This is a genomic window from Acidovorax sp. GW821-FHT11A03 (assembly GCF_058809075.1).
This window is the reverse complement of the sequence record NZ_JBXASG010000011.1, coordinates 197,651-211,429: the sequence shown is the minus strand read 5'-3', so window position 1 is coordinate 211,429 and position 13,779 is coordinate 197,651. Positions and strand designations below refer to the sequence as shown.

The following is a 13,779-nucleotide window of genomic DNA, read 5'->3' as shown; positions in this document are numbered from 1 at the left end:
GTTCCTGGTGCGCTGGCACGCGGCGATGGAGCGCTGCAGGCGATCGAGCAGCAGCCGCCGGTTGGGCAGGCCCGTCAACGCGTCGAAGAACGCCAGGCGCTCGATCTCCTGCTCCGCTCGCTTGCGGTCCGTGATGTCGCGGCACACGCCCAGCACGCCGGTCACGCGGCCGTGCAGGTCGCGGATGGGGGTCTTGATGGTCTCGAACTGGCCCTGGTAGCCATCCTCGGCGAAAGTGAGCGTTTCCTCGTACACCAGCGGCTGCCAGGCCTGCATGGCGCGCAGGTCGTAGTTGCGGAACCGCTCGGCCTCGGGCTGCGCCACCAGATCGAAATCGCTGCAACCCACGATCTGGCGCTCCGGCCGCCCGGCAAAGCGCTCGAACACGGGGTTGACCGACAGGTAGACACCCTGCGCGTCCTTGAGGAACACCATGTCGGGCATAGCGTTGACCACGCGCGCAAGGTGTGCCTTCTGGTGCGCAAGCTCTTCCTCGATGCGCTTGAGCTCGGTGAGGTCGTAGGCGAACAGCACCACGGCGGGCACGCCCTGGTCCGTCACGCTTTCGGGGGCGATGGTGGTGTGGTGGCACTGGGTGCCGCCGGGTCCGTCGATGCGGTTCTCGAACACCGCCGCCTCGCCCGCGAACGCCTTGTCGAAATGAGGCTGCATGCGCTGCATCACTTCGGGCTCCAGCACATCCCTCAGCAATTGCCCCTGCAGCTGCGCGGGCTCGCGGTGCAGCCAGCGGGCCTGCTGTTCGTTGACGTAGAGCACGCGCAAATCGCGGTCCAGCCGTGCCACCCCGCCAGGCACCTGCCGCAGCATGTTGGCCATCAGGGCCTCATGGGCGTGGGAGGCTTCCTCGGCCAGGTGGTGCGCGGTGATATCGGTCTGCACACCGTCCCACATCACCCGGCCATCGTCGAGCCGGCGCGGCGAGGCGCTCAGGTGCATCCAGCGCAGCTGGCCGTCCGGGCGGCGCATCCGGAAGACCTCTTCCACCGCCGCCATGTTCACGAAGGAGTTCTCCTGGGCCCGCAGCAGGCGCGCGCGGTCTTCCTCGAGGATCTGCCCGTACAGGACGCTGGGGTTGCGCACCACGTCCTCGACGCTGACACCGTTGAGGCGGGCAATGGCCTCGCCCATGTGCACGAAGTGCGTGCGCCCGTCGTGCTCGCGCACCACCTGGTACAACACGCTGTGGGGCAGGTTGCGCCCAAGCAGCGACAGGCGGCCCTGGCTTTCGCGCAGCAGCCGCTCGGCCTCCTGCACACGCGCAAACGGCTGGCGGATGCCCGCGTTGAACACCGCCTGGTACAGGAGCGCATAGGCCACGATGCGCCAGCCGTGGGCGAGCGGGCCGCCCACGGGAGAATGGCCGCCCAGCAGGCCCACCGAAAGTTCACCGCAGGCGAAGGCCGCCGCCGCCCAGGCGAAAACGCGCTCGCGCGCCTGCCCCCGGTGCACCGCATCGCGGTGCAGCAGCAGGGCCACCGCCGCCAGCACCAGCACGAGCCCGAACGCCAGGTACTGCCGCAAGGCTCCGCCCGCGGCCTGCGCAAACGATGCGGGCAGCGGCCCCAGCGCCGTTCCCAGCAGCAGCAGCGCCATGCCGGCGGAGGCGGCCAGCCACGCCTTGGCAGGGCCCGCGGCGGTGAGGTGCACCGCCGTGAGCAGCAGGGTGAGCGTCTCCGCCACCCGGGCCCAGCTGCTGAGCCACAGCGAGATGCCGGCCGTGCCCGTGGGCATGTGGACCGAGGTCGAATGCGCCAGCACGCCGTGGAGAAAATTGCATGCCGCCGCCACGCCGAAACCCGCCACCAGCACGTTGGCACGGGTTTGCTCGGGGGCTTCGAGAGTGTGCAGCGATACCGACACCACCAGCAGCCCGAGTAGCACGGCCACCAGTTCCATGAAAGGCTCCAGGCCGTGCTGGGAACCCGCACCATCGCCCATCATCTGCGCCAGCGGCACCATCACGGCCGCCAGCGCGGCCACCACCAGCACCACCGTGACGGCTGGTGTGTCCGTCAGCAGCGCGCGATAGGGCCTGAAGCGGGTGGAAGGGGGCATACGGGCGTGAGGCAGTGCAGGACTCTATTTCGACACAACGTCACAAGTGTATCGGCGAGTAAGCAGGCATTCACATTCTTTACGGTCTCCCTGGCACACGGCTGACTGGGCGCGCGGCCCCCGGGGCGCGACGCCGCAGCGCCGGCCCCCCCGCATCATCTTCAGCCGGCCAGCAGCTGGCGCAGCACAAAGGGCAGGATGCCCCCCGCCTGGTAGTAGTCCACCTCGATCGGCGTGTCGATGCGCAGCGTGACCGTGACCTCCTGGCGCGAGCCGTCCGCGCGACGGATGACGAGCTGCGCATCGCTTTGCGGGGTGAGCGCGGGGTCCGGCACCACATCGATCACCTCGCTGCCGGTGAGCCCCAGCGTCTCCCACGACTCGCCCGCCCGGAACTGCAGGGGCAGCACGCCCATGCCCACCAGGTTGGAGCGGTGGATGCGCTCGAAGCTGCGCGCCACCACGGCCTTGATGCCCAGCAGCTGCGTGCCCTTGGCCGCCCAGTCGCGGCTGGAGCCCGTGCCGTATTCCTCGCCGGCGAAGATGACCGTGGGGGTGCGCTGGGCGATGTACTGCATGGCGGCGTCGAAGATGAACATCTTCTCGCCCTGCAGCGCGCCCTCGTTCTGGAACACCGTGACGCCGCCCTCCTCTCGGGAGCCGTCGGCCGTGGGGGCAATCATGAGGTTCTTGATGCGCACGTTGGCGAAGGTGCCGCGCATCATCACGTCATGGTTGCCGCGCCGCGCGCCATAGCTGTTGAAGTCCTGCTTCATCACGCCGTGCTGCAGCAGCCACTGGCCCGCGGGCGAGCTTTCCTTGATGGAACCGGCGGGCGAGATGTGGTCGGTGGTGATGGAGTCGCCGAACAGCGCCATGATGCGCGCACCCAGCACGGACGGAAGTTTTGCGTCATTTTGGCCGCCAGCGCTTGATGCATCTGCGCTGGCAGCTCCTTTTTCAAGAGCAAACTGGGCAAAAAACGGCGGCTCGGCGATGTAGGTGCTGGCGGGCCAGGTGTAGGCATTGCCGCCCACGCCCTTGATCTTTTCCCAGAGCTTGCCGGGGTCGGAGCCCACCTTGGCGTAGTTCTCGCGGAAGGCCTTGCCGTTCATCGCGAACTTCATCAGCTGGTGGATCTCGTCGCTGGTCGGCCAGATGTCGCCCAGGTAGACGTCGCGCCCGCCCTTGCCCTTGCCGACGGGCTCCGTCATCAGGTCCTTGAGCACCGTGCCCGCGATGGCGTAGGCCACCACCAGCGGCGGGCTGGCCAGGAAGTTGGCCTTGAGGTTGGGGTGGATGCGCGCCTCGAAGTTGCGGTTGCCCGAGAGCACGGCCGCGCACACGAGGTCGTTGCTGGTGATGGCCTCATTCAGCTCGGGCGTGAGGTCGCCCGCATTGCCGATGCAGGTCGTGCAGCCGTAGCCGGCGAGCGCGAAGCCCAGCTTTTCCAGGTAGGGCAGCAGGCCGGTCTGCGTGAGGTATTCAGTGACGATGCGCGAGCCGGGCGCCAGCGATGTCTTGATGTGCGGCTTGACCTTGAGCCCCGCCTCCACCGCCTTCTTGGCCAGCAGGCCCGCGGCCAGCAGCACGCTGGGGTTGCTGGTGTTGGTGCAGCTGGTGATGGCGGCGATCAGCACGTCGCCGTTGCCCAGGGTCACGTCGCCAGCGCGGCTGGCCTGCTGGGCGGGCACCTCGGCGTGCGCGGCGGCCAGGGTGGGCTTGTTGTGCTCCATCTCCACCACGAAGCGCGGCGCGCCCGAGGGCAGGGGCTTCTCGGCGGGTGCGCTCACCTCGGCCGGCGCGTCGGACGGGCGCACATGGTGGCGGGTGTGCAGCAGCTCGGCCGGGCGGTTGAAGCCGTTTTGCGCGATGGGCTTGCTGAACAGGTCGGCGAACTGGCTGCAGACCTTGCCCAGCTCGATGCGGTCCTGCGGGCGCTTGGGGCCCGCCAGGCTGGGCGTGACGTCGCCCAGGTTCAGCCGCACGACCTGAGAGTAGTCGATCTCGCCCGCCAGCGGCACGCCGAACAGGCCCTGGGCCTTGAAGTACGCCTCGAAGGCCTCGATCTCGCCCTTGGTGCGGCCCGTGCCCTGGAAGTAGTCGATGGTCTTTTCATCCACCGGGAAGAAGCCCATGGTGGCGCCGTACTCGGGCGCCATGTTCCCGATGGTGGCGCGATCGGGCAGCGACAGCGTGCGCGTGCCCTCGCCAAAGAACTCCACGAACTTGCCCACCACCTTGTGCTGGCGCAGGATCTCGGTCACCGTGAGCACGAGGTCGGTGGCCGTCACGCCCTCGCGCAGCTGGCCCGTGAGCTCGAAGCCCACCACGTCGGGCGTGAGGAAATACACCGGCTGGCCCAGCATGGCGGCCTCGGCCTCGATGCCGCCCACGCCCCAGCCCACCACGCCGATGCCGTTGATCATGGTGGTATGGCTGTCGGTGCCCACCAGGGTGTCGGGGTAGTAGACGCCGTCCTTGCGCTTGTGCACGCCGCGCGCCAGGTATTCGAGGTTCACCTGGTGCACGATGCCAAAGCCCGGAGGCACCACGCCGAAGGTGTCGAACGCCTGCATGCCCCATTTCATGAACTCGTAGCGCTCGCGGTTGCGCTGGAACTCGAGCTTCATGTTCAGGTCGAGCGAATTCTTCTTGCCGTAGTGGTCGATCATGATCGAGTGGTCCACCACCAGGTCCACGGGCACCAGCGGCTCGATCTTCTTGGGGTTCTTGCCCAGCTTCACGGCCACGCTGCGCATGGCGGCCAGGTCGGCCAGCAGCGGCACGCCGGTAAAGTCCTGCAGCACCACGCGCGAGACCACAAAGGGAATTTCGTCCTTGCGGTCTGCCTTGGGCACCCAGTGGGCCAACTCCTTGACATGCTCGGCGGTCACCTTGCGGCCATCGCAGTTGCGCAGCACCGATTCGAGCACGATGCGAATCGACACGGGCAGGCGGTGGATCTGGGGAAACTGCCGGGCCAGCGCGGGCAGAGAGTAGAACTGGCCCTCCTTGCCGGACGCTGTCCTGAAACTCTTGAGGGTGTTGGCAAACGCGTGACGGGCGGGCTTGGGCGATGAGGCCATGGCGAACTCCTGTGAAAGGCAACAAGGCCTATTCTGGCAGTCCTGCGTGACGGTGCAATCGTGGGGCTATGCGGGCCGCCGGGCCCCGGTGCCGGTGCGGCGCAGGCCGGTGCTCCGGCCCACGCCGCCGCCGCATGGAAGATGAATCAAGAATGCCCCTGGCGCTTGTGCGACAAGCGCCAGGGGCTATTAATTCAAGAGCAAAAGATGAATACCCGTCAAGCGGCGGCCCATGCGGGCAGGCGGCGCACGCCCATCCACTGCAGTTCGGCCAGCAGGGCGACGGACACCACGTGCACCAGCAGATAGGCCTGGCCCAGCAGGGTGGGCGCGGCCGCGGAGCCCAGCAGCAGCGCCAGGCTGGCCAGCGCCCAGGCGAAGTTGCCAACGATCAGCACCCACAGCCAGCCACGGGGCATGGACTCGGACCGCGCGATGGCGGTGGCCAGGGCGGCGTAGCCCAGCAGCAGCACGCCCGAGGCCTGCAGCAGCCCCGGCGCGAGACCCAGCCACCCGGCCAGCGGCGCCGTCAGCAGCAGGTGCAGGGCACCGAGCAGCACACCGGTGGAGGCATCGAACCAGACCACGGCGCGCAGGAATCGGGGGGAAGACATCAGGTTGAACATGGAAGACTCCTTGGTGGGTAAAAAAATGAAGAACAGGCCTGCATCGTTCCCGTCCCGGTGCACCGCGTCGATGACCTGGCAGGTAATGGCCTGCACGCTCTTTCCCCCTAGGATGTGGCCCATGACCTCCACATCCCCCCCTTCGCACCGCCCTGTGCGCCCCAGCCTGCCGCACCGCGCGGCGCCGCCGGGGCCCGCATCGTTTGGCGACCATCTGCGCACCTGGCGCCAGCAGCGGCACCTGAGCCAGCTGGAACTGGCCGACGAGGCCGACATCTCCACGCGGCATGTGAGCTTCATGGAAACCGGACGCACCAACCCGAGCCGCGACATGGTGCTGCGCCTGTGCGAACGGCTGGCCATCCCGCTGCGCGAGCGCAATGCCCTGCTCGTGGCGGCCGGCTACGCGCCGATGTACCGTGAGCGCGCACTGAACGACCCCGCCCTCGCGGCGGCGCGCCAGGCCGTCGAGCTGGTGCTCAAGGGGCACGAACCCTGCCCCGCCATCGCGCTCGACCGCTGCTGGAACGTGGTGGCGGCGAACCAGGCCGCCCAGGCCCTGCTGGCCTCGCACGTGAGCCCGGAACTGCTCGCGCCCCCGATCAACGTGTTTCGCCTGAGCCTGCATCCCCAGGGCCTGGCCCCCCGCATCGCCAATCTGCCGCAATGGCGGGCCCACCTGTTTGAACGCCTGCGCCAGCAAATACAGGCCACCGCCGACCCGGCGCTGATCGCCCTGCAGGCCGAGTTACAGGAATATCCCGCGCCGCAGGCACCGGGCGCGCCGGTTCTGGCGGGTGAAATGCTGGGCGTGGTAATGCCGTTCTGCTTTGAAAGCGTGCACGGAATGCTCTCGCTCATCAGCACGACCACGATATTTGGCACCCCGGTGGACGTGACCCTGCAGGAACTGGCCGTGGAATCATTCTTTCCGGCCGACGATTTCACGGCGGAGGTTTTGCGCAAGGTGGCCTCGCAACCACATCCGCAGGAACCCGCGTGATACCAATGGGCTCGAAGGGCCTTCAGCGGCCGCGAGCCCATAAAAAATCCCTGCCCCGCCGCCGCTGCCCCAAGAGGCCCCGGGGTACCCGGACTCATTCGCTGAATGCACGAAGTAAATGGCGCATAAAAAAAGCCCGCGGGTGCGGGCTTTATTTTCTGTGCGATGGCTGTGCAGCCATGCCGTACCGGGCCTTCAGGCGAATCAGGCCATCCGATATGCCTGAAGAATTCCTGGCGGCAGCGGTTTGCCGCCTTTTTAAATGGCAAACTTCTCGCGGCTCTCGTTTTGAATCCACTTGGGCGCCTTGCCACGGCCCGTCCAGGTTTCGCCCGTGGCGGGATTGCGGTACTTGGGAGCCACCTTGGTGCCAGCGGTGGAGCTGCGCCCCGTGGCCTTGCCAGCGGCCTTGCCCGCGGGAAACACGTCCTGGGCGGTCAGGCCATATTCGGCCACCAGGGAACGAACCTGGGACACCGCGTCCGACAATTCACGCCGGCGGGCCTCGCTGATTTGTTGCTCAAGGGCTTCGCGCTGCTTCAACAGTTCTTTATAGCTGGTGGTCATGGTGTCAGGGTTCAGGGTGGAGGAAAGTGTGACGGATGAATTATATGAATAATCTGCCGCCTTTGCCATCCATCCCTTCAAATTCATGGAATTTCCATATTACCCGCCATGCCCATAATGAATGGCACCCGGCGGCGGGGTATTGGTGCCGGGCCTTTCAGAGACTGGAGGCGGCCGGTGGCTCCGGCTGCGCCAATACCTTGTCGATGCGCTTGCCGTCGAGCTCGAGCACTTCAAATATCCATCCGGCGCAGCCGATTCTCTCGCCAATGGCAGGCAAATGTCCGGTTTCCGCCATCAAAAGGCCGGCCAAGGTGTTATAGCGCCCCCGCCCTTCACCGGGTAAATCCCGAATATCCAGCCGCGCCTTGAGCTCGGCCACCGGCACCAGGCCGTCGAGCAGCCAGGTGCCATCGCCCCGCGCGGTGGCCCATGCGTCCGTGGCCGCGCCCGGCTGCAATTCGCCGGTAATGGCTTCGAGTAAATCGCGCGGGGTCATGATGCCCTGCACCACGCCATATTCATCGACCACAAACACCATGCGCCCCGAGCGCGCGCGAAACTGCTCCAGCAGCTCCATGCCGCTCAGCGTTTCCGGAAGGAAAGCCGCGGGCTGCGCATGGCGCTCGAGCAGCCCCTGCGCCTGCGGGCCGAGTTCGAGAAGGCGCGCCACGCTCAGGAGCCCCACCACCTCATCCAGCGAGCCCCGGCACACCGGATACCAGGAATGCGCGCCCTGCTCCCCGCCGCTGCCGGCCATGCGCAACCCCTCGGCCACCGTCAGTCCGGCGTCCAGCCAGGCCACGTCGCTGCGGGGCACCATGAGCGACGTGAGCGGCCGGTCATCGAGCCGGAACACGTTGCGCACCATCTGGTGCTCATGGTGCTCGATCACCCCGGCATCGCGGCCCTCTTCCAGGCTGGCCACGATCTCCTCCTCGGTGACGGCGCGCCCCGCCGCGTTGTCCACGCGCATCAGCGCCAGCACGCCCTGCGTCGAGAGCGAGAGCAGCCGCACGAATGGCTTGGCCACCTTCGCCACCCAGGCCATGGGGCGCGCGACCACCCGGGACACGGTTTCCGGATAAAGCTGGCCGATGCGCTTGGGCACCAGCTCGCCAAACACGATGGTGATGAAGGTGATGACCGTCACCACCAGCGCGGTGGCCGCGATGCCGGCGGGGCGGGCGGGCATTCCGGCCTCCTGCAGCCAGATGCCCAGGCCGTCGCTGAAGGCCGCCTCGCCAATGATGCCGTTGAGCATGCCGATGGACGTGATACCCACCTGGACGGACGAGAGGAACTGCGTGGGGTTGTCCAGCAGCGCCAGGGCCGCCTGCGCGCCCTTGTCACCGGCCTCGGCCATGGTGGCCAGGCGCGACTTGCGGCTGGACGCCAGGGCGAGTTCAGACATCGCGAACACGCCATTGAGCAAGGTCAGCAGCGCGATCAGCAGAAAATCCATGCTTCACCGGATAAGAAACACACCATGGCACTTTACTGTATCGGGGACATTCAGGGCTGCGACAGCGCCCTCGGGCACCTGCTCGACGTGATCGGCTTTTCGCCCAGCCGCGACACCGTCTACCTGCTGGGCGACCTCGTCAACCGGGGGCCGGACTCCGCCGCGGTCCTGCGCCGCTGCATGGCCCCGGGCGACGCCCTGCGCTGCCTGCTGGGCAACCACGACCTGCACCTGCTGGCCGCCGCACACGGCGCGCGCAAGCCCTCGCGGCGCGACACGCTGGGCACCGTGCTGGACGCCCCCGACCGCGCTGCGTTGCTTGACTGGGTGCGCCAGCAGCCACTGGCCCGTGCCCACACGCATGCCGGGCAGGCGCTGCTGATGGTGCACGCGGGCGTGCTGCCCGCCTGGTCTGCCGCAGATACCCTGGGATACGCGGATGAAGTGCACACGGTATTGCGCGGCCCCGATCTGCCCGGTTTTTTGCACGCGATGTATGGCAACACCCCCGACCAGTGGCGGGACGACCTGACAGGCGCTGACCGCCTGCGCGTGATCGTGAACGCGCTCACCCGGCTGCGCTTTTGCTCAGCCGACGGCGTGATGGATTTCGAAAGCACCGAAAGCGCGGATGCCGCACCGCCCGGCCTGATGCCCTGGTTCGACGTGCCGGGCCGGCGCACCGCGGGCACGCTGGTGGCCTTCGGCCACTGGTCCACGCTGGGCTGGCTCCACCGCAACGATCTGCTGGGGCTGGACACGGGCTGCGTGTGGGGCGGCTGCCTGAGCGCCGTGCGCTTTGGCGCGACGCTGGCGGAGCGCGAACTGCTGCAGGTGCACTGCGAGCAGGCCCAGGCCCCGGGCTGAATGCACCCTCAGGACGGCACGGGCTCCAGCAGGGCCGACATGGCCGCCGACTGCCAGACCCCACCGTCCTGCCCGGCGATCAGCACGGCCAGCCCCGGCATGCGCTGCGCCAGTGCCCTGCCCGCCTGCGGGCCCCGCACCATCAGCGCGGCGCCCAGGCCGTTGACGGCCGCCACATCCCGCGCCACCAGGCTCACGCCATGCACGCCCGATGACGGGCGGCCGGTGCGCGGATTGAGCACATGGTGCTGGCGCCGGCCTTCGTGGAAGAAGAAACGTTCATAGTCGCCCGACGAGGCCACCACACCGGTGCCCGCCACGGCCACCACGCCCAGCAGATGCTCCGGGGAACGCGGGTCGCGCAGCCCCACGCGCCAGGGCCGGCCCTGCCACAACCCCTGGGTCAGCACATCGCCGCCGCCGTTGATCATGGCGTTCTCGACCCCCTCGGAGCGCAGCATGTTCATGCCGGCTTCCAGGATCGGGAGCTTGGCGATGCCGCCCAGGTCCAGCGCCATGCCCTGACGGGCCAGGAAGGCCGTGCCTGCGGCCCCATCCAGCACCAGGCCGCGCGCATCCACCAGCGGCAGCTGCCGCGCGATCTCGCTGGCGCCGGGCACCACCTTGTCGCCGGGACCAAAGTTCCAGGATTTGAAAGCCCCCACGGTCACATCAAAGGCCCCACGGCTCATCGCCGACACGCGCTGCGCGCCCTGCAGCACCGCCATGACTTCGGGTGGCACCGCCACGGGCATGATGCCCGCCGCGAGGTTGATGCGGCTGACCACGCTGCGGGGCTGGTAGCGGCTCATGAGCGCCTCCAGCCTCTGCATCTCCGCATAGGCCCGGTCCATGGCCTGGCGCAGCAGCGCGCGGTCAACGCCCTCCACCGCCATGTCCACCTGCGTGCCCATCAGGGGCCGCGAGCTGCGTTCAGACAACCCCCGTCCACCTGCGGCCGCTCCCGCACTCCAGACCGCGCCGCCCAGCAAGGGCAGCGCCATCACCAGGCGGCGGCGCGACAGGCCGTGGGGGCGCACAGATGCTTGCTGCATGGCGCCTCCGGTCAGAGCGACTTGTCGGCCATGAAGTCCACGGCGGCCTTGACCTCGGCATCGGTCAGGTTGGCGGAGCCCCCCTTGGCGGGCATCATGCCCTTGGCCCCGGTAAAGCCCTCGATCGCATGCTTGTACAGCGTGTCCTTGCCCTGGGCGATGCGCGGGCCCCAGTCGGCCTTGTCGCCCGGCTTGGGGGCACCGGCCACGCCAGCGGCATGGCACATGGCGCAGGTCTTGCCAAACACGCTCTTGCCCAGTTCGTTCTCTGCGGCGGCCGGGGCGGCAGGGGCCGCCGCGGGCGCGGGGGCCGGTGCCGCCGTGGCAGCGGGGGCCGCGGCCGGGGCGGGCTCCGGCTTCTTGTCGCCACAGCCGGCCAGCAGCGCAGCCAGGATCGCCACGGCGACCATCACGGTTTTCTTTTGCATCGCATACATCCTGTTCTTCGTCATTGAAACAACCAGTCCAAAGAGCCCGTGGCCCCGCGCGAAACGCGTCCACGGTGCAACCTGAAAGCAGCCCTGCGGGCCATGCCCGGGCCCTCTTCAGGCTGGCGTATTGACTGTAGGTGCAAGAGGCAGTTTTGGGCAGGTGCGGGCCCCGCCGAAGCATGATCCAGATCAAATTGATTCATATTATGTGAATCTATTATCCAGGCCATGCAAGATCACCACGCCCTCCGATCACTGCGCCTGTGGGTGCTGGCGTGGTTCGTCATGGCGCTCGGTGCCGCGGTGGCCTCGCCCATGCTGCAGCCACAGGCCGTCGAACTCATCTGCGCGGGCAGTGGCGGCGCCCAGCTTTTCCTGCGGACCGCCGACGGGCTGGTCTCCACCGACTCCGCCGGCATGCAATGCCCGCTGTGCCTGGCCGCCGACGCGCCGCCCGTGGCACCCGCCGCCGCACAGGCCTTCACGGCCCCGCCCGATGGCACGCCCCGCGCGCCCCTGCGCCGCTGCATGGCCGCCAGCGCACGGACCCACCCGCCCGCCCGGGCGCCCCCCTTTTTCAACTGAGCCATCCCAAAAGAGGAAAAACCATGAACGAGAGAAAAGACAGTCCGCAACCCGCCGCCGGCATGGGCCGACGCAGCTTCATCAACACGGCGGCCCTGGTCGGATTGACCGCCGGCGTCGCCGCCTGCACCGAAAAGCCCAATGCGGCCACCCCCGCGGCACCCGCTCCGGCCGCGTCCGCGGCAGGCCATGCCGGCACCGGCGCGAACCCGCACCTCAAGCCCGGCGAGCTGGACACGTACTACGGCCTGTGGAGCGGTGGCCACACAGGCGACATGCGCGTGCTGGGCCTGCCCTCGGGCCGCGAGATCACACGCATCCCCTGTTTCGTGCCCGACGCGCTCGTGGGCTGGGGCGTGACCAACGAGAGCAAGAAGATCATGGGCACCAAGCCCGATGGCAGCCTGAAGTACACGGTGGCCGACACCCACCACACGCACGCCTCGTACAAGGACGGCAACTACGACGGCCGCTACGCCTGGATCAACGACAAGATCAACAGCCGCATCGCGCGCATCCGCCTTGACTATTTCATCTGCGACAAGATCACCGAGCTGCCCAACGTGCAGGGCTTCCACGGCATCTTCCCGGACAAGGCCGACCCGGTGGACCCGGCCATCAACTACACCACGCGCGTGTTCTGCGGCGGTGAATTCGCCATTCCCATGCCCAACACCGGCACGGAAGATTCGAGCAAGTACCGCTCCATGTTCAGCTGCGTCGATGCAGAAACGATGGAAGTGCGCTGGCAAGTGCTGATCGACGGCAACTGCGACCTGGTCGCCACGTCGTACGACGGCAAGCTCGCGGCCACCAACCAGTACAACGTGGAGATGGGCGCGAAGTACGAGGACATGATGGCCGCCGAACGCGACGCCTGCCTGTTCTTCAACGTGGGCCGCATCGAGGCCGCCGTGAAGGCTGGCAAGTTCAAGACCATCGGCACCAGCAAGGTGCCCGTGGTGGACGGCACCCACGAGGCGAACAAGGACCCCAAGACGGCGCTTACCGCGTACGTGTCGGTGCCCAAGAACCCCCACGGCGTGAACGCCAGCCCCGATGGCAAGTACTTCATCTGCGCCGGCAAGCTCTCGCCCACCGGCACCGTGATCGAGCTGGCCAAGGTGCTCGACTACTTCGACGGCAAGCTCGAAAAGCTGGACTCCGCCATCGTGGCCGAGGTGGAGCTGGGCCTGGGTCCGCTGCACACCGCCTTCGACGGCCGTGGCAATGCCTATACCACGCTCTTCCTGGACAGCCAGGTCGTGAAGTGGAACGTGGAGGCCGCCATCAAGTTCCACGCGGGCGACAAGACCGCCAAGTACGTGGTGGACCGCCTCGATGTGCAGTACCAGCCGGGCCACTTGAACGCCTCGCAGTCCGAGACCAAGGCCGCCGACGGCAAGTTCCTGGCGGTGGGCTGCAAGTTCTCCAAGGACCGCTTCCTGCCCGTGGGCCCGCTGCACCCCGAGAACGAGCAGCTCATCGACATCTCGGGCGAGAAGATGGTGCTGATGGCCGACCACCCCGTGCGCGGCGAGCCGCACGACTTCATCATCTTCAAGCGCGACCTGGTGCGCCCCAAGCAGGTCTACACGCTCGACGAGTTCCCGCTGGCGGTCAAGGACCCCAAGGAGTCCGGCGTGTTCCGCAGCGGCAAGAAGGTCACCGTGAAGATGACTTCGCAAGCCCCGGCCTTCAGCCTGCGCGAGTTCAAGCTCAAGAAGGGTGACGAGGTCACGCTGATCCTGACCAACCTGGACAAGATCGAAGACCTGACGCACGGCTTCGCGATCCCGAACTACAACGTGAACTTCATCGTGAACCCGCTGGAGACCGCGTCCGTGTCCTTCGTGGCCGACAAGCCCGGTGTGTTCTGGTGCTACTGCACGCACTTCTGCCATGCACTCCACCTGGAGATGCGCACGCGGATGATTGTGGAAGCATAGCCAGGCGGCATCCCCCTGAGGCGCTGCGCGCCTTCCCCCTTCTCTCTGCGCGCTTCGCGCTCCGGG

At 67.6% G+C, this 13,779-nt stretch carries 11 protein-coding genes; 4 read left to right on the top strand and 7 right to left on the bottom strand.

What is annotated here, in order from left to right:
* The 3 genes from AC1RVY_RS25070 to AC1RVY_RS25060 all read right to left on the bottom strand — a co-directional run.
* Positions 1-2,076, bottom strand: a 2,076-nt coding sequence (locus AC1RVY_RS25070) for a PAS domain-containing protein (protein ID WP_492808806.1), incomplete at its 3' end; no start/stop codon positions are given.
* 161 nt (positions 2,077-2,237) lie between these two features.
* Positions 2,238-5,165 carry an aconitate hydratase gene (locus AC1RVY_RS25065; protein WP_369641780.1) on the bottom strand — a complete coding sequence of 976 codons (2,928 nt, stop codon included), beginning with the start codon at positions 5,163-5,165 and terminating at the stop codon, positions 2,238-2,240.
* 218 nt (positions 5,166-5,383) lie between these two features.
* Positions 5,384-5,914 (bottom strand): hypothetical protein, encoded by a 531-nt coding sequence (locus AC1RVY_RS25060; protein WP_492808804.1) that lies wholly within the window; start codon positions 5,912-5,914, stop codon positions 5,384-5,386.
* On the opposite strand from AC1RVY_RS25060, the gene AC1RVY_RS25055 reads away from it, so the two are divergent.
* A complete protein-coding gene (locus AC1RVY_RS25055; RefSeq protein WP_492808802.1) occupies positions 5,913-6,794 on the top strand; it encodes a helix-turn-helix domain-containing protein in 882 nt (293 codons plus the stop codon). The genes AC1RVY_RS25060 and AC1RVY_RS25055 overlap by 2 nt on opposite strands.
* Positions 6,795-7,052: 258 nt before the next feature.
* On the opposite strand, the gene AC1RVY_RS25050 is transcribed toward AC1RVY_RS25055, so the two are convergent.
* Positions 7,053-7,361 carry an H-NS histone family protein gene (locus tag AC1RVY_RS25050; RefSeq protein ID WP_218294417.1) on the bottom strand — a complete coding sequence of 103 codons (309 nt, stop codon included), beginning with the start codon at positions 7,359-7,361 and terminating at the stop codon, positions 7,053-7,055.
* 157 nt (positions 7,362-7,518) lie between these two features.
* A complete protein-coding gene (locus AC1RVY_RS25045; RefSeq protein ID WP_218293647.1) occupies positions 7,519-8,826 on the bottom strand; it encodes a hemolysin family protein in 1,308 nt (435 codons plus the stop codon).
* A 24-nt stretch (positions 8,827-8,850) separates the two neighbouring features.
* Between AC1RVY_RS25045 and AC1RVY_RS25040 the strand changes: the two genes are divergently transcribed.
* Positions 8,851-9,693, top strand: coding sequence for a symmetrical bis(5'-nucleosyl)-tetraphosphatase (locus AC1RVY_RS25040; protein WP_492808799.1), 843 nt, complete (start codon positions 8,851-8,853; stop codon positions 9,691-9,693).
* A gap of 8 nt (positions 9,694-9,701) precedes the next feature.
* On the opposite strand, the gene AC1RVY_RS25035 is transcribed toward AC1RVY_RS25040, so the two are convergent.
* Positions 9,702-10,748, bottom strand: a complete 1,047-nt coding sequence (locus AC1RVY_RS25035; RefSeq protein ID WP_492245839.1) for an FAD:protein FMN transferase — start codon at positions 10,746-10,748, stop codon at positions 9,702-9,704.
* Between the two features lie 11 nt (positions 10,749-10,759).
* Complete coding sequence (locus AC1RVY_RS25030) at positions 10,760-11,176, bottom strand: c-type cytochrome (protein ID WP_218293645.1); 417 nt, start codon at positions 11,174-11,176, stop codon at positions 10,760-10,762.
* 231 nt (positions 11,177-11,407) lie between these two features.
* On the opposite strand from AC1RVY_RS25030, the gene AC1RVY_RS25025 reads away from it, so the two are divergent.
* The gene (locus AC1RVY_RS25025) at positions 11,408-11,764 is read left to right on the top strand and encodes a hypothetical protein (RefSeq protein WP_218293644.1); all 357 of its coding nucleotides are present in this window, start codon (positions 11,408-11,410) and stop codon (positions 11,762-11,764) included.
* A gap of 23 nt (positions 11,765-11,787) precedes the next feature.
* The gene (nosZ, locus tag AC1RVY_RS25020) at positions 11,788-13,713 is read left to right on the top strand and encodes a TAT-dependent nitrous-oxide reductase (protein ID WP_492808796.1); all 1,926 of its coding nucleotides are present in this window, start codon (positions 11,788-11,790) and stop codon (positions 13,711-13,713) included.
* Positions 13,714-13,779: the final 66 nt, after the last annotated feature.